The sequence below is a fragment of the Brevundimonas sp. SGAir0440 genome (genome assembly GCF_005484585.1).
GTDB lineage: Bacteria > Pseudomonadota > Alphaproteobacteria > Caulobacterales > Caulobacteraceae > Brevundimonas.
Genome location: NZ_CP039435.1, coordinates 2,513,484 through 2,533,141 on the forward strand (window position 1 = coordinate 2,513,484; position 19,658 = coordinate 2,533,141).

The following is a 19,658-nucleotide window of genomic DNA, read 5'->3' on the forward strand; positions in this document are numbered from 1 at the left end:
AAAGCCTCAGCCGCCCGTCACTTCGGCGACCGGCTGAACATCGCAGACGCTGAAGGCCGCGCCGCGCGCGGCGCGCGCCGCAGCGATCCGTTCGGCGAAGGCGGCGCTGCCGGCGTTCAGGACGCGCACGATCGGACGCTCGGCTTCGGGCAGGGCCGAGGCCATGCGGACGCGGGTCATGGTGTCAGGATCGGTCACCTTGCCGTCCTCGGCGTCCGAACCCTTCTTCAGCTTGCCGACCACATCGAGGCCGGACACCACGCGACCGAAGGCGGTGTAGATGCCGTCCAGTTGTTCGCGCGCGCCCATCATCAGGAAGAACTGGCTGTTGGCGCTGTCAGGCGAACCCGAGCGGGCCATGCCCAGCACGCCGGGACAGAACAGGCCGTGGGCGTCGACCTTGAAGTCGGCGGTGACCATCATTTGGGCGTCGGGTTGGGTCTGGACCGGCAGATCGCCGACCAGGCCGCGCACGCCCGCGCCGACGCTGGGCACGGCGACAAAGCCGGCGTCGCGTCCACGACGGAAGCTGAACTCGGCCTTCAGGTCCGGCAGTTCGCTGCCCCCCTCGCCCGTGCCCTTTGGATCGCCGGTTTGCGCCATGAAATCAGGGATGACTCGGTGGAACTTCAGACCGTCGTAGAAGCCCTGGTTGGCCAGGGTGCGGATGCGTTCCGCATGATTGGGCGCGGCGACGGGGATCAGTTCGACCAGCACCCGGCCCTTCGACGTATCGATAACCAGCAGGTTTTCCGGCGCGATGGCGCGCCAGTCGGACGCCGCCGGCGCCGTTTGCGCCACAGCCGGCGCCTGGGCCGCGCCAGCCGCGAGAAGAGCGGCGACGGTCGCTGCGATGATGGCCTTACGCATGGTCTTGTCTACCCTAATCGTTCTTGACCTTGGCCCGCACGCGCTCGGCGATGGCGGGGCTGACGAAACTGTCGATCGCGCCATCCAGTCGGGCGATCTCCTTGACGAGCCGCGAGGCGATCGCCTGATGGCGCGGATCGGCCATCAGGAATACGGTCTCGATGTCCTGATTGAGGCGCTGGTTCATGGCCGTCATCTGGAACTCGTATTCGAAGTCAGCGACGGCGCGCAGCCCCCGGATGATGACGCTGGCGTCCAGCTCTTCGGCGAAATGCATCAGCAGGGTCGAAAAGGGCTGGACCACGATGTCACCGCCCAGGGGCGCCATCTCGGCCTTCAGCATCTCGACCCGTTCGGCGGTGGAGAACAGCGGCCCCTTGTCGTCGTTCTGGGCGACGCCGATGACCAGCCGGTCCACCAGCTTCAGCGCACGCTTGATGATGTCGGTATGCCCGTTCGTCACCGGGTCGAAGGTGCCCGGATAAAGTCCGATGCGCATGCGTGTCTCCCCGGCCTGTCGCGTGGCGTCAGCGTCGTTTAGCAGGTGCGAAATCAGCGGCCTAGCCGGCTGACGCCTTCGTCATCGTCATGATCCGCGATGCGTTGGGGCGCCTGGGCGGTCCAGGCCGCTTCGACCTTGGCGAGCAGGGCCGGGTCATTGGCGAACGAGACGTCATCGATGGCGATGATCGGACAGACGGGCGTGGCGCTGTTGCACAGAAACGCGGCGTCAAAGGCGTTGATCGCGTCGAGACGGATCGGCCGCGTTTCACTGGTCAGCCCGACCTGGGGCAACCCGCGCTTTATCAAGGTCTGAGTCACGCCGGCCAGCATTGGGGCCTGGGGCCAGACGATCCGGTCGCCCTGGACAAAGCCGATGTTCCACAGCGTGCCTTCGGTGACCCGCCCTTCGCCATCGACAAACAGAGCGTCGTCAAACCCCGCGGCGCGCGCGGCGCGGCGGGCCCGAATCAGGCGGAAGGTGGCGAGATGCTTCAGATGCGGCGCCTCGCGCGCGTAGGGCATGGCGGTGATCCGCATCCGGTGCGCCAGCGGCGGGGGCGCAGGGGCGACGCTGGTCATCACCTTCGGTCGGCCGACGTAGGTCGGGTTACGATGGCCGATCTCGGGCGAGAACAGGCTGACGCGCAGCCAGCAGGCCTCACGACCGGCGACGGCCAGCGCCATCAGGCGCCGAAACTCCGCCTCGCCAGGGCTTTCGCCGAACAGTTCGACGGCGGCCTGCTCCAGACGCGCGAGGTGGAGGTCGAGGCCGCGCGCGGCGCCGTGCTCGACGCGGAAGGAGGTGTAGGCGCCGTAGTTGACGAAGGCCTGATGCGCCAGGTCGTCAGGCGTGGCGGGAAGGCCGTCGATCAGGATGTCCATGCTCAAGCGATCCTCCCCCATTCATGGGGGAGGGGGACCACGCAGTGGTGGAGGGGGCGGATGCAAGGCCGGTGTCTGGGGTCGCCCCGTTCACCATGCTGCGCATGGTCCCCCTCCCCCGCTGCGCGGTGGAGGATCAGCCCTCGCCCTCTTCGCCAGCGACATCGGCATCATCTGCGCCGCCGCTTTCCGGCAGACGTTCAACCGAGACGACCTTCTCGTCCTTGCCGGTGCGGAAGATGGTAACGCCCTGGCTGGAGCGGCCGACGATGCGGACCTGATCGATGCGCGTGCGGATCATCTGACCGCCCGAGGTAACCAGCAGAAGGTCGTCCGTCTCCTCGACCGGGAAGGCCGCCGCCAGACGCGTGCCGGCGCGACCGCCCAGGCCGTGGGCCGTCAGGCCCTGGCCGCCACGACCGGTACGGCGGTATTCGTAGGCCGAGGACCGCTTGCCGAAGCCGGTTTCAGTGACCGTCAGGATGAACTGTTCGGCGGCGCCCAGTTCGGCGATTCGCTCGACCGAGAGAATGGCGTCGCCGGCGGCCTCGTCGTCGGCCTCGACAACAGGCGCTTCCTCTTCCGCATCCGCGCCGGCCAGGGCCTTACGCATCGCGTTGGCGTGCTTAACGTAGGCGGCGCGTTCTTCCGGCGTCGCGTCCACACGGCCCAGGATGGCCATGGAGATGACCTCGTCGCCGTCCTGCAGGCGCACGCCCCGAACGCCGGTCGAATCCCGCCCCTTGAAGACGCGCACGTCATCAGCCTTGAACCGGATCGCGCGGCCCAGCGCCGTCGTCAGCAGCACGTCGTCGTCGGCCGTGCACAGGCCGACGCCGACCATGCGGTCAGAGCCTTCCAGCTTCATGGCGATCTTGCCGGCGCGGTTGACCGTGGCGAAGTCCGACAGCTTGTTGCGCCGCACGTCGCCCGAGCTGGTGGCGAACATGATGTCGTAGTCGCCCCAGGTCGTCTCGTCCTCGGGCAGAGGCAGGACGTTCATGATGCTGTCGCCCGGCTCGATGGGCAGCAGATTGACGAAGGCCTTGCCCCGCGATTGCGGATTGCCCAGCGGCAGGCGCCAGGTCTTCAGCTTATAGGCCTTGCCGTTGGTGGCGAAGAAGAGGACCGGCGTGTGGGTCGAGGCGCTGAACACGCCGGTTATGGCGTCCTCGTCCTTCATCGACATGCCGCTGCGGCCCTTGCCGCCGCGATGCTGGGTCCGATAGGCGTTCAAGGCCACGCGCTTGACGTAGCCGCCGTGGGTGACGGTGACGACCATGTCCTCGCGCGGGATCAGGTCCTCGTCCTCCATCTCGCCATCGCCCTCCCCGATCAGGGTGCGGCGCGGCACGGCGAACCGATCCTTAACGTCGATCAGGTCGTCGCGGATGATGGCCAGGACGTTCTTGCGGTCAGACAGGATGGTCAGATGGCCCTGGATAGTGTCGGCCAGGCCGTGCGCCTCGCCGAAGATGTCGTCGCGGCCCAGGCCGGTCAGGCGCGACAGGGTCAGGGCCAGGATGGCGCGGGCCTGTTCGTCGGTCAGGCGGATCTTGTCGCCCTCGACGATGACCGTGCGCGGATCGGCGATCAGCTCGACCAAGGCCATCATGTCGCCGACGGGCCAGGCCTTGGCCTGCAGACGCTCACGCGCCTCGGTCGGATCGGCCGAGGAGCGGATGATGTGGATCACCTCGTCGATATTGGCGACGGCGACGGCCAGACCGACCAGGACGTGGCCGCGGTCGCGGGCCTTGTTCAGCTCGAACTTGACGCGCCGGACGACGACTTCCTCGCGGAAGTCGAGGAAGATTTGCAGCAGTTGGCGCAGGCCCATCTGCTCGGGTCGGCCGTGGTTCAACGCCAGCATGTTAACGCCGAACGAGCTCTGCATGGCGGTATAGCGCCACAGCTGGTTCAGGATCACGTCGCCGGACGCGTCGCGCTTCAGCTCGATCACGATCCGCATGCCCTGGCGGTCGGATTCGTCGCGAACGTCGGAAATGCCTTCCAGCCGCTTCTCGCGCACCATTTCGGCGATGCGCTCGATCAGAGTCTGTTTGTTGACCTGATAGGGCAGTTCGGTGACCACGATGGCCTCGCGGTCCTTGCGGATCTCTTCCACCGAGGCGCGGCCGCGCACGACGACCGAGCCGCGACCGTCGCGCAGGGCGTTGCGCGGGGCGGTGCGGCCCATGATCTCGCCGCCGGTCGGGAAATCCGGACCGGGCACGATGTCCAGCAGGGCGTCGTCGGAGACGTTGGGATCATCCAGCAGGGCCAGGGCCGCATCCACGACCTCGCCCAGATTATGCGGCGGGATGTTGGTCGCCATGCCGACGGCGATGCCGCCCGCGCCGTTGACCAGCAGGTTCGGAATCCGGCTCGGCAGAACGACCGGCTCCAGCTCCTTTTCATCGTAGTTCGGCTGGAAATCGACCGTGTCCTTGTCGATGTCGGCCATCAGGGCGACGGCGGCCGGGGCCATCCGGGCCTCGGTGTAACGCATCGAGGCGGGCATATCGCCGTCGACCGAACCGAAGTTACCCTGGCCGTCGACCAGCATCAGCCCCATCGAGAACGGCTGCGCCATCCGCACCAGGGCCATATAGACCGAGGCGTCACCGTGAGGGTGAAACCGGCCCAGCACGTCACCGACCACGCGGGCGCATTTCGAATAGCTGCGCTCGGGCGTCATGTTCAGGTCGTGCATCGAATACAGGATGCGACGGTGAACCGGCTTCAACCCGTCCCGGGCGTCGGGAAGCGCGCGCGAGACGATCACGCTCATGGCGTAGTCGAGGTACGAACGCTTCAGTTCGTCCTCGATCGTGATCGTGGAAATGTCGGAGCCGCCGCCTCCCGGAACGATCGGAGATGCGGCGTTTTCGTAGCTGTCGTCGGTCAATGAAGCGTGGCTTTATGCGGCCGGAATCGGAACGTGATCCGCTGTGACGATTTCTAGCATTCCAGGGCCTCGGTGGCAAAGCGACGTCACCGTGAAAGCCCGTCTCTGAAAGGACTTTCGACATGCGCGCCACCCGCCTCGCCGCCGCCCTTCTCCTCGCCTCCCCTTTGGCCTTGACAACCGCCTGCGCCGCGACCGGAAACGCGCCCCAGGCGTCCGTCGAACGCGCGCCCGTCGGCGCGACGGGACAGGCCGTTCTGATCAACGCCTCGGGCGCCAATATCGGCCGCGTCGACCTGCGTCAGGGGCCGACCGGCCTGCTAATGAAGATTGAGGCTTCGGGTCTGACGCCCGGCTGGCACGGCATCCACATCCATGCGACCGGCGAATGCGCCGCACCTTTCACCTCGTCCGGCGCCCACATCAACCACGGCGAGCCCAAGGCTCCGCACGGCCTGCTGAACGCCGCCGGGCCGGACGACGGCGACCTGCCCAACGTCTGGGCCGGTGCGGACGGCAAGGTGAACGCCGAACTGTTCACGACCCGCGCCCGGATCTCGTCCGAAGGCCCCGGCCAATGGCTGTGGGACGCCGACGGCTCGGCCATCATCATCCACGCCAACCCCGACGATCACTCGACCCAGCCCATCGGCGGCGCCGGCGACCGGGTGGCCTGCGCGGCGCTTAGCGCAAGCTAAGTCTTTCTCCGAAACGGAAAGTGGCCCGCTGGACAGCGTTCAGCGGGTCTCTTTTTGCTCGAGCAGACGGCGGATCAGTTCGGTCTGCTCCTCCTGCCGGGCGGTCAGGTGTTCGACCTTTTCCAGCAGGGCCATGATCTCGATCTCGGCCTTCAGATTGACCTGATAGTCGTTGCCCGCATCCAGCCGATCCTTCGCGGCCTGGCGGTTCTGGCTCATCATGATGACCGGCGCCTGGATCGCCGCCAGCATCGACAGGACCAGGTTCAGGAAGATGAAGGGATAGGGGTCGAAGGCCTCCTTGCGCAGCAGCAGGTTCAGCCCGGTCCAGATCGCCAGGAAGACGCCGAACGCGATGATGAACGGCCACGAACCGCCGAAGGCCGCCACCCTATCGGCCAGCCGCTCACCGAAGGTCTGACGGTCGTCGAAGGTCTCGTTGATGTCTTCGGAAACAGGGCGACGATCGGCGGCGCTCTGAACCACGACGGCTTCGTTCGCTGGAAGATCGTGCTTGGCCTTCCCCAGCCAGCGGCGGGAGACGTGGTCGGCGTCGAGCGGGACGTGGTGCATGACGGGCTCCTGAAACGATCAGGAACAGATCAAGCCTTGGCGGCCCCCGCACGCAAGCCCCGTTCGGCCAGGGCGACAAGGGCGACCCCGCCCATGGTGATGGCCGATCCCGTCAGAATCTGCGGCGTCAGGATGTCGCCCATGAAGCTCCAGCCGATGAACATCGACACCACGGGCGTGACCAGCAGATAGGGCGTCACCCGCCCCGCCTCGCGTCGCTGGACCAGCCAGAACAGCAGGGTGGTCGCCAGCACGGACGACACCACGCCCGCCCACAGCAATGAGGCCCAGACCATGGGCGTGGCGCGCTTCACCACCTCCCACTGGCCATGCTCGAACACCGCCGAGCCGAAGGCCATGACGGGAAATGCGCCGAGCGCCAGCAGGCCCTGCATCTTCAGCGGCGGGATGGAGGTGGTGCGGCGCGCCACCACCGTGGTCACGCCCCAGGCGGCGCCGGCCGCGATAGCGACCAGAATGGCCTTCCAGTCCTGCAGCGCATGGGCGTCCAGCGTCATCCAGGCCACGCCGACGAAGGCCACGCCCATGCCGACCAGGGCCGCCCTGGACAGACGCTCGCCCAGGATCAGAAAGGCGAACAGGGTGGTGAAGGGGATCCACAGCTGGTTGGCCACCGTCACCGGGCTGACGTCCGTCGCCAGCCAGTAGGCTGTGTAGGCCAGGCCGTACTGGATCGGCCCGCCGATGATGACGATCAGAATCAGGCTCTTCCAGTCCGGAAACGGCGGCCGCACGAAGGCGATCAGACAGGCGGTGGCGATACCGAACCGGATGGCGCCGACCAGCAGCGGCGACAGCTCCTGCGTCGCCAGCTTGGCCCCGGCGTTGTTGACGCCCCACACCACTATGATCGCCACGATGGCGGCGATCTCCAACCCTGTCAGGGCGTGAGGCCTCTTGGGCAGGGGCGCGGGCGCAGGCGCAATTTCGGGACGGACATCGGTCATGACCGCCCTATGGCACGACCCGTCCGCCGCGTCGGCTCACTTTGGATGACCTCAGGTTTCCGCTCAGAAATCCGGCTTGGCGACCGCCTGCAGCGATCGCCAAGTCAGACTGCCTCAGAACGGGATGTCGTCGTTCAGGTCGTAGCTTTCCTTGGGGCCGCTCGGCTTGTTGGCGCCGCCGGTGGAGAAGCCCGAGGAATAGTCGTCATCGCCGCGACCAGCGCCGTAGCCGCCACCGCCGCCACCATAACCGCCGCCCGACGAGCCGCCTTCCGAACGGCCGCCCAGCATGGTCAGTTCACCCTTGAAGCGGCTGACGACGATCTCGGTCGAATATTTCTCGACGCCTTGCTGGTCGGTCCATTTGCGGGTCTGGAGCGCGCCCTCAATGTAGACGGTCGAGCCCTTCTTCACATAGTTCTCGACCACCTTGACGATGTTGTCGTTGAAGATGACGACCCGGTGCCATTCGGTCTTTTCCTTGCGCTCGCCCGAGGACTTGTCGCGCCAGGTTTCCGAGGTGGCGATGGACAGATTAGCGATGCGGTCGCCATTGGGCATGGAGCGGATCTCGGGGTCGCGCCCGAGATTGCCGACCAGAATGACCTTGTTGACGCTGCCCGCCATGGAAACTTCCTTCTCGTGTGAGGCGGCGACGACTTCGCCCGCCCCGTCAATTCAGTCCGATGTCTGACCGGGGCGACGGCTCATCGCCAGCCCTTTCGACAGCAAACCCGCTAAATCAGTGGATAAGCATTAACCGAATGTTCCACTTTCGTTCCGGTCGCGCAAGTCCTACTTCGCAGCGGGGTCGGCCGCGATTGCTACGGGCCGGCCCGTTTCGTCGCGCTGGATGGCACCGGGGATGGCCAGACGGCCGTCGCCGGTGCGGGCCATGGCGAAGAAGCGGCTGCCGTTAAGGCTCTTGCCGATCTTGACCCCTTCGCGGTCCACGAAGATGAAGCGGCCCTGATAGGCGCCGGCGATTTCCTGGTTCGATCCGCCCATGCGCAGGAAGCGAAGGCGCATCTCCTCCAGCCGCGCGGCGCATTGTTCCAGCTGGGGCTGGTTGTCGGCGATTTTCTGCAGGCGCGGCGGCGCATTGTCCGGCGTCGCCACGAAGTAGCAGGCGCCCTCTGCGAACTCATATTTGGGTTCGTTGGAGCAGGCGCCCAGCAGAGCAGTCCCGGCGATGGCGGCGAGAGCGACGAAACGCATCAGTTCATTCCCGTGAATTGGCAGTTGCGATCCTGCTCGGCCAGGGTCCTGAAACGGTTGTTGTCATTGGACTGTTCCACCCGGCGCGGCACCAGACGCAGGGTCGTATCGCCCCAGCGGCCGTATTGGGCGTCGCCCGGTCCGACGCAGGTTCCGGCGTAAAGCGCCTGAACGCAGGCGTTCAGGCTCATGCTTGGCGACAGGGTGCGCCAGTCCGAGCCGGTGTGGCGCAGGCACGGGCTGCCGCTGGCCACGGGCGTGGGGCGCGGCGCAGGCGTCTGTTCGACGGAGGCCGGCGGCAGGGTTTCGGCCATCTCGACCTTCGGCAGTTCGGGCGGCGGGGCGAAGGCGGCCGTCGGCGCGGCGGCCAAGGCGCCAGTCGCGTCCAGCCCGACGTCCAGAGCGTCCGTCGCCAGACCGTTGCGCTGGGCGCAGACCGCCAGGGTCGCCATGCCGACGAACTGCCCGTCGACGAAGCAGCGCAGTTCCCGCGTCGGCTCCAGTGTGGGCGCCTCGGCCAGATTGACGACAAGGCCGCCCTTGGACGCCGGCGGTGCTTCCGTCGTCTTGTCGCCGCTGCCCGTGAAGATCAGGGCGAGAACGACGGCGATGACGATCGCCACGCCGGCGCCGACCAACAGGATGACGCGGTTGTCTTTCGGAAGGGCCATGAACGGGCTTTCGCGGATGAGGAGGTCAATAACTCCGACCCTGCCTCGGGCGTCAACCGCCTTGACCGGTCACGACCCCGATCAGGCCGTCAGGCGGCTCAGCGCAGCCTGATAGTTGGCCAGCTGCGTCTGCTGGTAGGCGGTCGAGGAACCGTTGCCGGTCTGGGTGTTGGTTATGCCGCCGGTCGATGGCGCGAGGGCGCGGTAGGAGGACCGGACCGCCGTCATCGCCTGGGCCAGCGAATCGATGGCCGCCTTGATCGAGGCCGGATCGTTCAGGTTCAGCTTGTTCGACAGGTTCAGCCCATAGGTCTTGATCGCGTCCTTGTCCGGCTTCACCGGACCGACGAAGCCGGGCGTCAGACCCAGCGCGCCCAGGGCGTCCTTGCCGATCGCCCCAGCGGAGATGACGGCGCCGTCCTTGTTGGCCGCCGTCTTGATTTCCAGGCGCTGGACAATGGGTTTGGCCTTCAGGTCGGTGATGACCTTGGCTTCCAACTGGCGTCCAGAGGCGGCGTTGATCTTCTTGGCCAGGCTTTCCAGCGTGTCCTTGGCGTCGATGGTCACAGTCACGGCGCGGCCGCCGGCGGCGGGGCTGATCGAAAACTGATCGCCGACGCGGGCCGAGGTGGCGACGGTCAGCAGCTTGGAATCCGCCTGCATGATCTGGCCCTGGGGCAGGCCGAGGCGGTCGAGCACGCTGGCCCCGCCCGCTGCGAAGCTCAGGCTGGTCGGCCTGGCCTGATCGCCGTCCGCGCGCCAGGTTCGGTTCGATTGAACCTGGCCGGTGGCCAGATCGATCTGGGCCAGATAGCCGGATGTGGGGTCGTCCTTACCGGCGCCTTCCGCCCGGTTCGTGCCGGTAATCCAGACTTTTCCGTGCTTGATGGCGACGTCGGCGGCGGAGTCCGCGCCCGCCCCGCCAAAATAGGTCAGCCGGTCGTTTGCCGAGGCCTGAAGGTCCGTCGACAAGGTGGCGATGAAGACGTCGCTGCCGCCGGCATGGGCGTTGGTCATCGTGGCGATATCGAGGGCGGTGTTCTCGGTATGGCCCGTCACGACGACCTTGCCGTTCTCGACCGATATGCCGGCGATCGCGCCGCTGGCGTAGCCAAGGTCACGCGTCGAAGCCAGGCTCGGTACGCCCTCGGCATCCAGGGTGAAGCGGCGCACGACCGCCTTCCCGTTTTCGACGCCCGCCGTGTAGAGGTCGTTTCCCGACACCGTCATGGCCTGAACGGAGTCGTCGCCGCTGGTGCCGAACTGCACGGTCGCGACGTTCACGCCCACGTCCGGGCCATTGATCTTTATCGGCTTTTCCTGGAAGGCCTGAAGATAGGAATCCCAGCCGCCCAGGGCCGCATTGCCCGGCATGGCCGATTTCGACCGGCCGGCGACATAGACCATGCCGTCGGCGCCGAAGCGAACCTCGGTCGCCTCATCGGCCGCCTTGGCGCCGCGCCGCTGGGTCCACAACTCTTGGCCCGAACTGTCGAACACAGAGACGAAACTGTCGGCCACGGCCGCGTTGTCGCCGCTCTTGCCGGGTTCCAGCGCCCCGGTCACCGATCCGGCCAGGGCGACCCGGCCGTCGTCGTCGATAGCGATGGAGAAGCCGTTGGCGCTGGAGGCGGCGCCGAGCAGCTTCGTCTGCATCAGATTGCCGGCGGAATCATATTTCATCAGGGCGACATCGCGCGCGCCCTTGATCGGTTGACTGGCGTCGCCCGCCGTCAGTTCGGCGACGACCCAGACGGAACCGTCCGGCGCCACCGCGCTGGCCTTAACCGCGGCGACCCCGTCGGGAAGGTCGGCGTGCCCCACCCTGCCCTCGACCCAGAACGGATCGTCGACGCCCTGCTGGGCGGCCGGCGCCGCGCCGCCTTCGGCCTGGAACTTCAGCAGTTGGCCCGCCGTGCCGGTCTTGCCGACCCCTTGCGTCACATAGACGGCGTCGGAGGTGTCGACGGCCTGGAAGCTGATGGCCTCGCCGGTCCCGCCATTGACCTTCAACGCCCACCGATCCGGTCCGGCCGGCAGGGTGATGGTCTTGGTTCCGCTCTTGACCGTCTTCGGCTCGGCCGGGATCAACTGAGCGCTGATGCGCGTCGCGACGCCCGCGTCCTCCAGCTTGCCGTTCATATAGGCGGTGACATTGGCCAACGATCGACCGGTCGCGCCCATCTCGGACAGGTCCATGGCGATCGCCTGCTCCCCAGCCGCCGTCTTGACGGTCACGGAGAATTTCACGTCGCCCTCGAACGCCTTGACCGAGGCGGTGGGGTCGCCGTCGTGGATGGGGGTGGTGACGAAGCTGGTCGGCGCCCGTTCCAGCGCATAGGTGCTTTTGACCGACGTCTGGGCCACGCCCTGCACCAGCCGCATGTCTTCGAAACTGGCGGTGCTCAAATAGGTCGACAGTTCGGCCAGGCCTTCGCTGAACCGCTTAGACACCAGAGCGGCTTCCGACGCGCTCAGCCCCTTGACGCCGGCACGGTCGGCCAGAGCGCCCAGCGTGTTCAGGCCCTGATACAGGGCGAACATCTTGCGGTAGTCGGTCGACGCGCCGGCCAGATCCAGGCTGACATTGCTCTCGTCGATCAGGCGGCGGCCGCCCAGAGCCGCGCGGACCAGATCGCTGGCCTTCGCCGGTGTCGCCGTGGAGGACCAGGGGGCCGTCGGCTGGGTCTTCTTGGTTTTGACGGCCGCGCTGGTGGTCGTGGCGGCGCCTGACGACGACGTCCCCGTCGTCGTTCCGAAAAGACCCAGCAGATAGCTGTTGTTGATCATTCAGACGGCTCCGACCCTATTGTGCGGCGGGCGCCGATAAGGAACCGTTAAGCTGTCGGATCAGCCCTTGAACAGCGACAGGATGACCTGCGGCGCCTGGTTGGCGATCGACAGGGCCTGAACGCCGAGTTGCTGCTGGACCTGCAGGGCCTGAAGGCGGGCGCTTTCCTTAGCCAGGTCCGCGTCGACCAGATTGCCGATGCCGGCCTCCAGCGCGTCCGACAGCTTGCCGACATAGGTGGTGTGGCGCTCGATCTGCTTGGACTGGGCGCCCAGTTCGGAAAGACGAGAACTCGAGGTTGCGATGGCGTTGTTGATCCGGTTCAGCGCGGCTTTGGCATCGGACTCAACCAATAAGCTTGGCGCGTCAACAGCGGGCGTAGCCGAAGCGTCGGCCGCAAGCCCCAAGCCTGAAAGTGTCAGGTTTTGACGCTTCAGCTGGATATTCTCCTGGCCGTCCGCACTGGCGATAAAATTCAAGTCCCCGAGCGGCGCAGGAGGTGTCGCGCCGTCCGTACGCCCTGCGAGAATGTTCTCACCATCAAAAATGGCGTTGTCTGCAAAAGACTGGATCGACAACAGAAGCGATTGAAACTCCTGGTCATACGATTTGCGAGTCGCATCGCTGGCGCTCGGGTCCGCCGCTGCGGTCGCCTTCTGCTTCAGCTCCAGAAGAATGTCCGAGATTTGCTCGCCGGCCGCCAGCGACACGTCGGCGATGGACGTCGCGCGCTTCAGGCTGGTGGTGACAGCTTCGAGCGATCCCCGGTCCGCGCGCTGCCCCTGAGCCACCGCCCAGACCGCGGCGTTGTCGCGCGCGCCCTGAACCTTCAGCCCCGTGTTCACCCGGCTCTGCGTCGCCGCCAACTGGTCGTTGGTGCGGTTCAGATTCTGCAGGGCGATCATCGCCGAGGTGTTGGTGTGGATGCTGGTGGTCATGGCTTCAAGCCCCCGGACGTTCTGTGGGCTACAGCATTAACCATGAGTCGTAATCACATGGTTAACGCGCCGGAAACCATGATTGCGCCGTCCGGCGAGCCGGCGGCGTTGAAAAGCCAGACCTGTCGCCTGTCGTCAGACGGCGGTATCGACCAGACGACCGCCGCGATAGGTCGGGTCGCTGTTCAGCTTTTCGACATCCTCGCGCGGCAACTGGCGGATCACCTCCCCCGTCACCCGGTCCAGGACCTTGTAGACGAAGCGGTTGTCGCCAACGGCCTCGATGGTGAGGCGAAAGCGGCTGGCGTCGTGGTTGTCGTTTTTCGCTACCGGCGCGGGCGTCGCCGGCTGCACGGCGATCGGAGCGACGGGAGAAATCTGAGGTACGCTTACTGATCTCGCGACATTGTCTGTCATGGCTCCACGCGCAGGTCGGCCCACGCCCTCTAGAGAAACAAGCGATCAGCCGGAGCGGTCGCAAAACCGCTCCGGCCGCGCGTCTTAGCGGAACAGCCCCAGCAAGATCTGGCTGGACGAGTTGGCGATCGACAGCGCCTGCACGCCAAGCTGTTGCTTGGTTTGCAAGGCGGTCAGTCGGGCGCTTTCCTTGGCCAGGTCGGCGTCCACCAGGTTGCCGACGCCGGTTTCCAACGAGTCTTGCAGCTTATTGACGAAGGTCATCTGACGATCCAGCGACTTCGACTTCGTGCCGAGATCGGCAAGGGTCGAAGCGAAGCTGCTGATGGCCTTATCGACGTTAGCGGCCGTGCGATCTGCCGTGGTCGCCAGATTGTAGGCGCCAGCACCCGTCGCTACCGTAGGATCGGTTGCTGCCGTGCTGATTGCTTTCAGGCTGAACTTGCCGCCAGAGGTGTTCGTCGTCACCTCGATTGCAGCGGCATTGGCGGCAAACAGATTGACGCCGTCGAACTTGGCGCCGGTAAGCGCCGAGCTGATTTCGGACAGGATCGCCGAGAAATCGGCGTTCAGCTTATTGGCCGTATCGCTGCCCGCCGTTGCATCCTGAATCGAAACAGCGAGGCTCTTCAGTTCGTTCAGGGCGCTGGTCACCGTATCGCCGGCCGCCAGAGCGACGTCGACGATGGATTGACCGCGTTGAAGCGACTGACGCACCGCATCCTGAGCGCCCATTTCTGCACGCTGGGAGGTGGCGATGGCGAAGATGGCGCCGTTGTCCTTGGCCGAAGAGACTTTCAGGCCGGTGTTTACGCGGCTTTGAGTGGTCTCCAGCGCCTTGTTGGTCGCATTCAGGGTTTGCAGCGCGACGAGGGCGCCGCCGTTGGTATTGATGCTATTAGCCATTTTGGCTGTCCTTCTTCATTTCATAAAGGGCCGACGGCGTTTTGCCGAAGGGAGCATTTTACTCGGGGATAGAAAGATGGGCGGGGCCGGAACCCCGCCGGTTTTATTAGCGGAACAGGCTCAACAGGATGGAGCTGGACGAGTTGGCGATCGACAGCGCCTGCACGCCAAGCTGTTGCTTGGTTTGCAGGGCGGTCAGCTTGGCGCTTTCCTTGGCCAGGTCGGCGTCCACCAGATTGCCCACGCCGGATTCCAGCGAGTCTTGCAGCTTGTTGACAAAGGTCATCTGACGATCCAGCGACTTCGACTTCGTACCGAGGTCGGCAAGGGTCGAAGCGAAGCTGTTGATGGCCGTCTCGACGTTGAACGCCGTGTAGGCAGCCTTTTTGTCGGCATAGTCGGCATCAGCTGTCCAGGCGCTGCCCGTTACTGCGCCGCCGAACAACAGGCTTGAACCAACCGACGCCACGGCGGCCGATCCCGTCGCGTCACCTCTCAGGAAGAACTTGCCACTGGACGTGTTCGTCGTGACCGACACGCCAGTTGCGCCTGCTGCGATGGCGTCGAAAAGATTGACACCATCGAATTTCGCTCCACCCAGAGCCGAGTGAATTTCCTTCACGACAGCTTCGAAGTCCGCGACCAGCTTTTTACCGGTTTCGCTGAAGTCGGTAGGTGTAGCCGCGTTTCCGCGATCATCTTGAATCGCGACAGCGAGGCTCTTCAGTTCGTTCAGGGCGCTGGTCACCGTATCGCCGGCCGCCAGAGCAACGTCGACGATGGATTGACCGCGTTGAAGCGACTGACGCACCGCATCCTGAGCGCCCATTTCTGCACGCTGGGAGGTGGCGATAGCGAAGATGGCGCCATTGTCCTTGGCTGAAGCGACTTTCAGGCCGGTGTTTACGCGGCTTTGAGTGGTCTCCAGCGCCTTATTGGTCGCATTCAGGGTTTGCAGCGCGACCAGGGCGCCGCCGTTGGTATTGATGCTATTAGCCATTTTGGCTGTCCTTCTTCATTTCGTAAAGGGCCGACGGCGTTTTGCCGAAGGGAGCATTTTGCTCGGTCTGATCGGAAAATTTTTCCGAGTGTCATGTTTGGACCCTAGGGGTGTCCAAATCGTTGTTCTGCATGGTTAATCGTCGATAAACCTCCTGTGCGGCTCGGCGTGGTCCGCCGACGTTTCGAAACAAGGCCTGGATTGTTGCGGCACACCCGGCAAAATCGACCCAGCGATCAGTTGCGGAACAGGCTCATCAGGATTTGGCTGGACGAGTTGGCGATCGACAAGGCCTGAACCCCCAGCTGCTGCTTGGTTTGCAACGCGGTCAGCTTGGCGCTTTCCTTGGCCAGATCGGCATCGACCAGATTGCCGATGCCGGTTTCCAAGGAATCTTGAAACTTGTTGACGAACGTCAACTGGCGATCCAGCGACTTCGACTTGGTGCCGAGATCCGCAAGCGTGGACGAGAAGGACGTTATCGCCGCCTCGACATTGGTCACAGAGTAATCATCGAGAGCAGTGGGCGCAGCGCCGGTCGTCGCGTTCGCCTTGGCCGCCCAAGCCCCCGAGGCCTGGTTGAAGGTTCCCGCCGCGCCGGTGGTTGCCGCCGTTGAGCCGAAAGCAAGGCCTGCGGCCGCCGCCGTATCCGACGTTGACTTCAGGGTAAAGGTGTTGTTGGCCGCACCCGTATTGGTCGTGACCTTGAGGTCATTGACCTGTGTCTTGAAAACATTCACGCCGTCGAAGTTGGCGTTGGCCAAGGCAGAGTGGATTTCCTTCACGATGGCTTCGAAATCGGCGACCAACTTCTTGCCGCTCTCGCCCAAGCCCGTGACGGCGCCGGCGGCGTCGTAGGTTTTCGGAGCGTCAGCCAAGGCGACGGCGATGCTCTTGAGTTCGTTCAACCCGGCCGTCACTGTATCGCCGGCTGCCAAGGCGACATCGACGATGGACTGGCCACGTTGCAGCGACTGACGCACAGCGTCTTGAGCGCCCATCTCGGCGCGTTGGCTCGTTGCGATGGCGTAGATCGCGCCGTTGTCCTTGGCCGAGGCCACTTTCAGGCCCGTCGAGACACGGTTTTGCGTGCGCTCCAACAGAGCGTTGGTCGCATTGAGATTTTGCAGCGCGACAGCGGCGCCGTAGTTCGTATTGATGCTCGTAGCCATTTTGGCTTTCCTGTTCACTTCGTGTGATGTCCGACGCCATTTTAGCGTCAGGAGCGTTTTGCTCGATCTTCAGGAGAGCAAGGGCGGGGCCAGTCCAAAATGCGACGCCGGCCAGACTTCGACACTGATTTCATTGAACTTATCTCGGCGGTTTGCGAAACGACCCGGCAAGCCTGCACACCAGGCGGCAGAAGTTGCCGAGTCGTTTTTGCAGGGCGTCAGTCGCGGCGTCGCACCTGCGCGTCCTGCATCGCGCGTTCGGCCAACAGGGTCTCGACCGCCAGCCGCCGCGCTCCGTCGCAGGCCACGATCTGGGCGCCGCGCAGCAGATAGGCTGCGTCCAGATCGCCGGCCGTAGGTTCAGCCGGCAGGATCACCAGCGCGCACGGACGTGTCGCCGCCTCGGGCAAGATCAGTCGCGCCGGCGCAACCGGCGAGATCGGGGGCGATGCGGCACAGTTCGCCGTCATGGTCGCGCAGGCGATCAGCGCGAAGGGTCTCCAATGGTTGGTCGGCATCGTCGGCGCTCCTGGCCTGGGCGACGGCGGCCGTGGTCACCCGGCGCGCCGCCCCCGTGGTGTGATAATAGTGATCGACGCGCCGGGCCTGAACCGCCGCGCCTTCGGTCTCGATGCGTCGGGCGTCAGCCTGCGCCGCCGCCACGGCCGCCGCATCTCGCGCCTGAATGCGCGCGGCCTCCAGGCGCTTGTGCTGCAGGTTCAGCGGATCCCAGCGAAAGCCGAGCCCGCCGAGCAGCACGAATCCCAGTGCCAGCGCTGTCGCAGCGGCCGCGAGCCAGCCGAGCGGTGTCAGCGCCCGCAGGACCGATCCGGCGCTCATGGAAAGGCCTTTCGATCCAGCTCGAAATGTGGACCGTCCCGCAGCGTCTTCCAGTCGCCGCCCCAGATCAGCGGCGTCTTCAGATCCAGCGCCGCCGCCTTGAACGCCTTGGCGATCCGGCCGTACAGCGGCCAGTCCCACCGCACCTGGCCTTCGACCAGGGCGGCGACGTCGACGGCATGGCCCGTCAGATGGCGCGAGCGCGTCGTGCGGCTGGCCCCGGCCTTGACCAGGGCGGCCTGACGTTCGGCCGTGCGCAGTCCCTCGGTGACCATAAAGTCCACCGGCGTGCGCGCGATCGCCGCCTCGACCACCGCAATCAGGGCCGGATGCACGCCGACGAGCCGCGTGCGCGACCGGCTGGACAGACGAAAGCTCATGGTCGGCCTCCGCTGATCCGCAGCCGCGCTGTGGCGATCGGGGTGATCAACTGCTGAGCGGTCGGCGCCACCAGATAGAGCGCCAGGATCAAGGCCAACAGGCCCATCAGCCCGTCCGTGATCCTGGGCAGCATCTCCGGCGGCATTCGGCCGACCGTACGCATCAACAGCACCCACAGCCCCGCGCTAACAGCGAAGACGTAGAGGCGACGAAACAGCCACCGCCCCTCCGCCAAGGGGATCGCACCCTGTTTGTGTCGGGTCATCGTTCGTCCTCCTCGTCATAGGTTTCGACGGCGCAGCGGCCGTCCCAGCCGGACTGGGCGCGCCATTCCCCGTCGCTGAGGCTGTCGGGCGCTTCCCACGCCTCGGCCTCCAGCACCTCGACCGGCTCGGCCGGATGTCCGCGCCGGCTCATCCGACGACCGTGATCATAACTGCGCCTGAAGCGCCCGAACCGCCCTGGCCGCCGAAGGTCAGGCCCGCGCCGCCTCCGCCGCCCCCGGCCCCGAACAGCGCGCCTGAGCCGCCGGGACCGCCCGCTCCGCTTGCTGATGCGTCGCCGCCCCCGCCGCCGCCGCCGACGATCGACAACAGCGGCTTGGGCGAGGCCTGTCCCGCAGCGCCCGCGACGCCGCCGGCCGCGCGAAGGCCTGACCAGCCGCCCACACCGCCCGCGCCTCCGGCATAGGCGACATCCGCCGCGCTCAGACCGCCGCCCGCCCCGCCTCCGCCCGGTCCGTGCGAGCAAAGGGTTTCTGCGCCCGTCGCTGCCGTTGCGCTTGTCGAAGAGCTGCCGCCGGAGTTGGCGAGCCGTTGGCCGATACCGCCTGCTCCACCGACGCCAGAGCCGCCTGCGGTCCCGCCCGTCGCGCGTAACAGGACCATGTCGCCTGTCGCCACCTCACTATCGCCGCCCGAAACGCCGCTGATCCCGCCGGCGCCGACCTTGACCGACAGGACGCCGTCCAGATCGTCCGCCGACCATCGCGCGAGGCTCAGCCCGCCGGCGCCGCCTCCGCCACCGCCGAGGCGTGCGGCGCCAGACGGACCCGTCAGCCCTTCGCCCCCGCCGCCGCCGCCGCCCACGCAGGTCGCCTCGACCCAGCACGCCCAGGCCGGCAGGGCATAGTCGTCGTCGCTGGTGAACAGCGTCGTCTCGCGCCGGACCGCCCCCTGATCGAAGGCGGCACGCCCCGTCTCGCGATCCACGCGCCACACCGATCGCCAAGTTCCGGCGTCGTCGCAGGCCTTGAGGGTCAGGTCGTCATCGCCGATCAGACCCAGCTCTGCGCGGGCCGCGTATCCGCTCTGAAACAGCAGCGACAGGACATCGCCCGCCGTCGTCTTGTTCAGCGTCAGGCGCAGGTCGCCATCACCGCCCTCCTCCACGCTGCGTGCCGTGAACAGGGCGGCGTTGATCTTGGCCGCAAGGGGATTGGCGTCGTCGGCGGTCGTCCCGATAGCCAGCCGCGTCAGGCCCTGCACCTCGCCCAGTCTCTGCGCCAGCGCGACCCAGCCCTCATCGGCCCGTACCACCACGACGCCTTCGTCCAGAACGCAGGCGATCATGCCGTCCGGCGTCGTCACGACTGTCCAGCCGCCGCCCTCGAACCGCATCAGGGCGCCGGCCGCCCGCCCGGCCCAGGCTGCGCCTTCGGCCTCTGGCGGCAGGATATAAAGATCGCCGTCCGACGCATCGTCCGGCTGGATCGCCGTCGTGCGACTGACCACCGCCGTCTGCAACAGGGCGTCCAGCCGGGTCAGGGCCGTATTCAGGGTCACATGCTTCTGCATCTGCCCCGCCGCCAGATAGGGCAGGTTCAGACGCGCGCTGAAATCGTCGCTCATTCTTCTCTCCGTTGTCGTGGAGATCAGTCTGCGCGCAGCCCTTCCTCAGGCCGGAAGACGGGCGGTCA

General features: G+C 66.0%; 22 protein-coding genes. 1 reads left to right on the forward strand and 21 read right to left on the reverse strand.

The window, feature by feature from the left end:
* Nucleotides 1-6: 6 nt before the first annotated feature.
* The 4 genes from E7T10_RS12485 to gyrA form a co-directional block, all read right to left on the reverse strand.
* Nucleotides 7-870, reverse strand: a complete 864-nt coding sequence (locus E7T10_RS12485) for a peptidylprolyl isomerase (protein ID WP_137722050.1) — start codon at nt 868-870, stop codon at nt 7-9.
* Between the two features lie 13 nt (nt 871-883).
* Nucleotides 884-1,369 (reverse strand): pantetheine-phosphate adenylyltransferase, encoded by a 486-nt coding sequence (coaD, locus tag E7T10_RS12490; protein WP_137722051.1) that lies wholly within the window; start codon nt 1,367-1,369, stop codon nt 884-886.
* A gap of 53 nt (nt 1,370-1,422) precedes the next feature.
* Nucleotides 1,423-2,256 (reverse strand): aminotransferase class IV, encoded by an 834-nt coding sequence (locus tag E7T10_RS12495; RefSeq protein WP_246846155.1) that lies wholly within the window; start codon nt 2,254-2,256, stop codon nt 1,423-1,425.
* A gap of 136 nt (nt 2,257-2,392) precedes the next feature.
* On the reverse strand, nt 2,393-5,167 hold the full coding sequence (gene gyrA, locus E7T10_RS12500) for a DNA gyrase subunit A (protein WP_137722053.1): 2,775 nt from the start codon (nt 5,165-5,167) through the stop codon (nt 2,393-2,395).
* A 122-nt stretch (nt 5,168-5,289) separates the two neighbouring features.
* Between gyrA and E7T10_RS12505 the strand changes: the two genes are divergently transcribed.
* The gene (locus E7T10_RS12505; protein WP_137722054.1) at nt 5,290-5,865 is read left to right on the forward strand and encodes a superoxide dismutase family protein; all 576 of its coding nucleotides are present in this window, start codon (nt 5,290-5,292) and stop codon (nt 5,863-5,865) included.
* 39 nt (nt 5,866-5,904) lie between these two features.
* On the opposite strand, the gene E7T10_RS12510 is transcribed toward E7T10_RS12505, so the two are convergent.
* The 17 genes from E7T10_RS12510 to E7T10_RS16080 form a co-directional block, all read right to left on the reverse strand.
* Complete coding sequence (locus E7T10_RS12510) at nt 5,905-6,438, reverse strand: DUF1003 domain-containing protein (RefSeq protein ID WP_137722055.1); 534 nt, start codon at nt 6,436-6,438, stop codon at nt 5,905-5,907.
* 29 nt (nt 6,439-6,467) lie between these two features.
* Nucleotides 6,468-7,406 carry a DMT family transporter gene (locus E7T10_RS12515; protein ID WP_137722056.1) on the reverse strand — a complete coding sequence of 313 codons (939 nt, stop codon included), beginning with the start codon at nt 7,404-7,406 and terminating at the stop codon, nt 6,468-6,470.
* A 114-nt stretch (nt 7,407-7,520) separates the two neighbouring features.
* A complete protein-coding gene (ssb, locus tag E7T10_RS12520) occupies nt 7,521-8,033 on the reverse strand; it encodes a single-stranded DNA-binding protein (RefSeq protein ID WP_137722057.1) in 513 nt (170 codons plus the stop codon).
* 168 nt (nt 8,034-8,201) lie between these two features.
* Nucleotides 8,202-8,624, reverse strand: coding sequence for a hypothetical protein (locus E7T10_RS12525; protein WP_137722058.1), 423 nt, complete (start codon nt 8,622-8,624; stop codon nt 8,202-8,204).
* On the reverse strand, nt 8,624-9,295 hold the full coding sequence (locus tag E7T10_RS12530) for a hypothetical protein (protein WP_137722059.1): 672 nt from the start codon (nt 9,293-9,295) through the stop codon (nt 8,624-8,626). The genes E7T10_RS12525 and E7T10_RS12530 overlap by 1 nt, the downstream gene beginning before the upstream one ends.
* 81 nt (nt 9,296-9,376) lie before the next feature.
* Entirely contained in the window at nt 9,377-12,085 is a 2,709-nt protein-coding gene (locus tag E7T10_RS12535; RefSeq protein ID WP_137722060.1) for a transcriptional regulator, read from the reverse strand.
* A gap of 60 nt (nt 12,086-12,145) precedes the next feature.
* Nucleotides 12,146-13,024 carry a flagellin gene (locus tag E7T10_RS12540; protein WP_137722061.1) on the reverse strand — a complete coding sequence of 293 codons (879 nt, stop codon included), beginning with the start codon at nt 13,022-13,024 and terminating at the stop codon, nt 12,146-12,148.
* A 135-nt stretch (nt 13,025-13,159) separates the two neighbouring features.
* On the reverse strand, nt 13,160-13,441 hold the full coding sequence (locus E7T10_RS12545; RefSeq protein ID WP_210416099.1) for a hypothetical protein: 282 nt from the start codon (nt 13,439-13,441) through the stop codon (nt 13,160-13,162).
* 84 nt (nt 13,442-13,525) lie between these two features.
* Nucleotides 13,526-14,347: a flagellin gene (locus E7T10_RS12550; RefSeq protein WP_137722062.1), complete on the reverse strand. Its 822-nt coding sequence runs from the start codon at nt 14,345-14,347 to the stop codon at nt 13,526-13,528.
* Between the two features lie 106 nt (nt 14,348-14,453).
* Nucleotides 14,454-15,347, reverse strand: a complete 894-nt coding sequence (locus E7T10_RS12555; protein ID WP_137722063.1) for a flagellin — start codon at nt 15,345-15,347, stop codon at nt 14,454-14,456.
* 236 nt (nt 15,348-15,583) lie between these two features.
* A complete protein-coding gene (locus tag E7T10_RS12560) occupies nt 15,584-16,519 on the reverse strand; it encodes a flagellin (RefSeq protein ID WP_137722064.1) in 936 nt (311 codons plus the stop codon).
* 218 nt (nt 16,520-16,737) lie between these two features.
* On the reverse strand, nt 16,738-16,896 hold the full coding sequence (locus E7T10_RS12565; RefSeq protein ID WP_210416262.1) for a hypothetical protein: 159 nt from the start codon (nt 16,894-16,896) through the stop codon (nt 16,738-16,740).
* Entirely contained in the window at nt 16,880-17,359 is a 480-nt protein-coding gene (locus E7T10_RS12570) for a hypothetical protein (protein WP_137722066.1), read from the reverse strand. The genes E7T10_RS12565 and E7T10_RS12570 overlap by 17 nt, the downstream gene beginning before the upstream one ends.
* Nucleotides 17,356-17,739, reverse strand: coding sequence for a M15 family metallopeptidase (locus tag E7T10_RS12575; RefSeq protein WP_137722067.1), 384 nt, complete (start codon nt 17,737-17,739; stop codon nt 17,356-17,358). The genes E7T10_RS12570 and E7T10_RS12575 overlap by 4 nt, the downstream gene beginning before the upstream one ends.
* A complete protein-coding gene (locus E7T10_RS12580; protein ID WP_168189945.1) occupies nt 17,736-18,005 on the reverse strand; it encodes a hypothetical protein in 270 nt (89 codons plus the stop codon). The genes E7T10_RS12575 and E7T10_RS12580 overlap by 4 nt, the downstream gene beginning before the upstream one ends.
* A complete protein-coding gene (locus E7T10_RS15775; protein ID WP_017504138.1) occupies nt 18,002-18,157 on the reverse strand; it encodes a hypothetical protein in 156 nt (51 codons plus the stop codon). Before E7T10_RS15775 ends, E7T10_RS12580 begins: the two co-directional genes overlap by 4 nt.
* The gene (locus E7T10_RS16080; RefSeq protein ID WP_137722068.1) at nt 18,154-19,590 is read right to left on the reverse strand and encodes a DUF2793 domain-containing protein; all 1,437 of its coding nucleotides are present in this window, start codon (nt 19,588-19,590) and stop codon (nt 18,154-18,156) included. Before E7T10_RS16080 ends, E7T10_RS15775 begins: the two co-directional genes overlap by 4 nt.
* Nucleotides 19,591-19,658 lie beyond the last annotated feature (68 nt).

Coding starts and splice junctions, on each gene's coding strand:
- E7T10_RS12485 (WP_137722050.1), bottom strand. CDS start 870: ATGCGTAAGGCCATCATCGCAGCGACCGTCGCCGCTCTTCTCGCGGCT.
- coaD (WP_137722051.1), bottom strand. CDS start 1,369: ATGCGCATCGGACTTTATCCGGGCACCTTCGACCCGGTGACGAACGGG.
- E7T10_RS12495 (WP_246846155.1), bottom strand. CDS start 2,256: ATGGACATCCTGATCGACGGCCTTCCCGCCACGCCTGACGACCTGGCG.
- E7T10_RS12505 (WP_137722054.1), top strand. CDS start 5,290: ATGCGCGCCACCCGCCTCGCCGCCGCCCTTCTCCTCGCCTCCCCTTTG.
- E7T10_RS12510 (WP_137722055.1), bottom strand. CDS start 6,438: ATGCACCACGTCCCGCTCGACGCCGACCACGTCTCCCGCCGCTGGCTG.
- E7T10_RS12515 (WP_137722056.1), bottom strand. CDS start 7,406: ATGACCGATGTCCGTCCCGAAATTGCGCCTGCGCCCGCGCCCCTGCCC.
- ssb (WP_137722057.1), bottom strand. CDS start 8,033: ATGGCGGGCAGCGTCAACAAGGTCATTCTGGTCGGCAATCTCGGGCGC.
- E7T10_RS12525 (WP_137722058.1), bottom strand. CDS start 8,624: ATGCGTTTCGTCGCTCTCGCCGCCATCGCCGGGACTGCTCTGCTGGGC.
- E7T10_RS12530 (WP_137722059.1), bottom strand. CDS start 9,295: ATGGCCCTTCCGAAAGACAACCGCGTCATCCTGTTGGTCGGCGCCGGC.
- E7T10_RS12535 (WP_137722060.1), bottom strand. CDS start 12,085: ATGATCAACAACAGCTATCTGCTGGGTCTTTTCGGAACGACGACGGGG.
- E7T10_RS12540 (WP_137722061.1), bottom strand. CDS start 13,024: ATGACCACCAGCATCCACACCAACACCTCGGCGATGATCGCCCTGCAG.
- E7T10_RS12545 (WP_210416099.1), bottom strand. CDS start 13,441: ATGACAGACAATGTCGCGAGATCAGTAAGCGTACCTCAGATTTCTCCC.
- E7T10_RS12550 (WP_137722062.1), bottom strand. CDS start 14,347: ATGGCTAATAGCATCAATACCAACGGCGGCGCCCTCGTCGCGCTGCAA.
- E7T10_RS12555 (WP_137722063.1), bottom strand. CDS start 15,347: ATGGCTAATAGCATCAATACCAACGGCGGCGCCCTGGTCGCGCTGCAA.
- E7T10_RS12560 (WP_137722064.1), bottom strand. CDS start 16,519: ATGGCTACGAGCATCAATACGAACTACGGCGCCGCTGTCGCGCTGCAA.
- E7T10_RS12570 (WP_137722066.1), bottom strand. CDS start 17,359: ATGAGCGCCGGATCGGTCCTGCGGGCGCTGACACCGCTCGGCTGGCTC.
- E7T10_RS12575 (WP_137722067.1), bottom strand. CDS start 17,739: ATGAGCTTTCGTCTGTCCAGCCGGTCGCGCACGCGGCTCGTCGGCGTG.
- E7T10_RS12580 (WP_168189945.1), bottom strand. CDS start 18,005: ATGACCCGACACAAACAGGGTGCGATCCCCTTGGCGGAGGGGCGGTGG.
- E7T10_RS15775 (WP_017504138.1), bottom strand. CDS start 18,157: ATGAGCCGGCGCGGACATCCGGCCGAGCCGGTCGAGGTGCTGGAGGCC.
- E7T10_RS16080 (WP_137722068.1), bottom strand. CDS start 19,590: ATGAGCGACGATTTCAGCGCGCGTCTGAACCTGCCCTATCTGGCGGCG.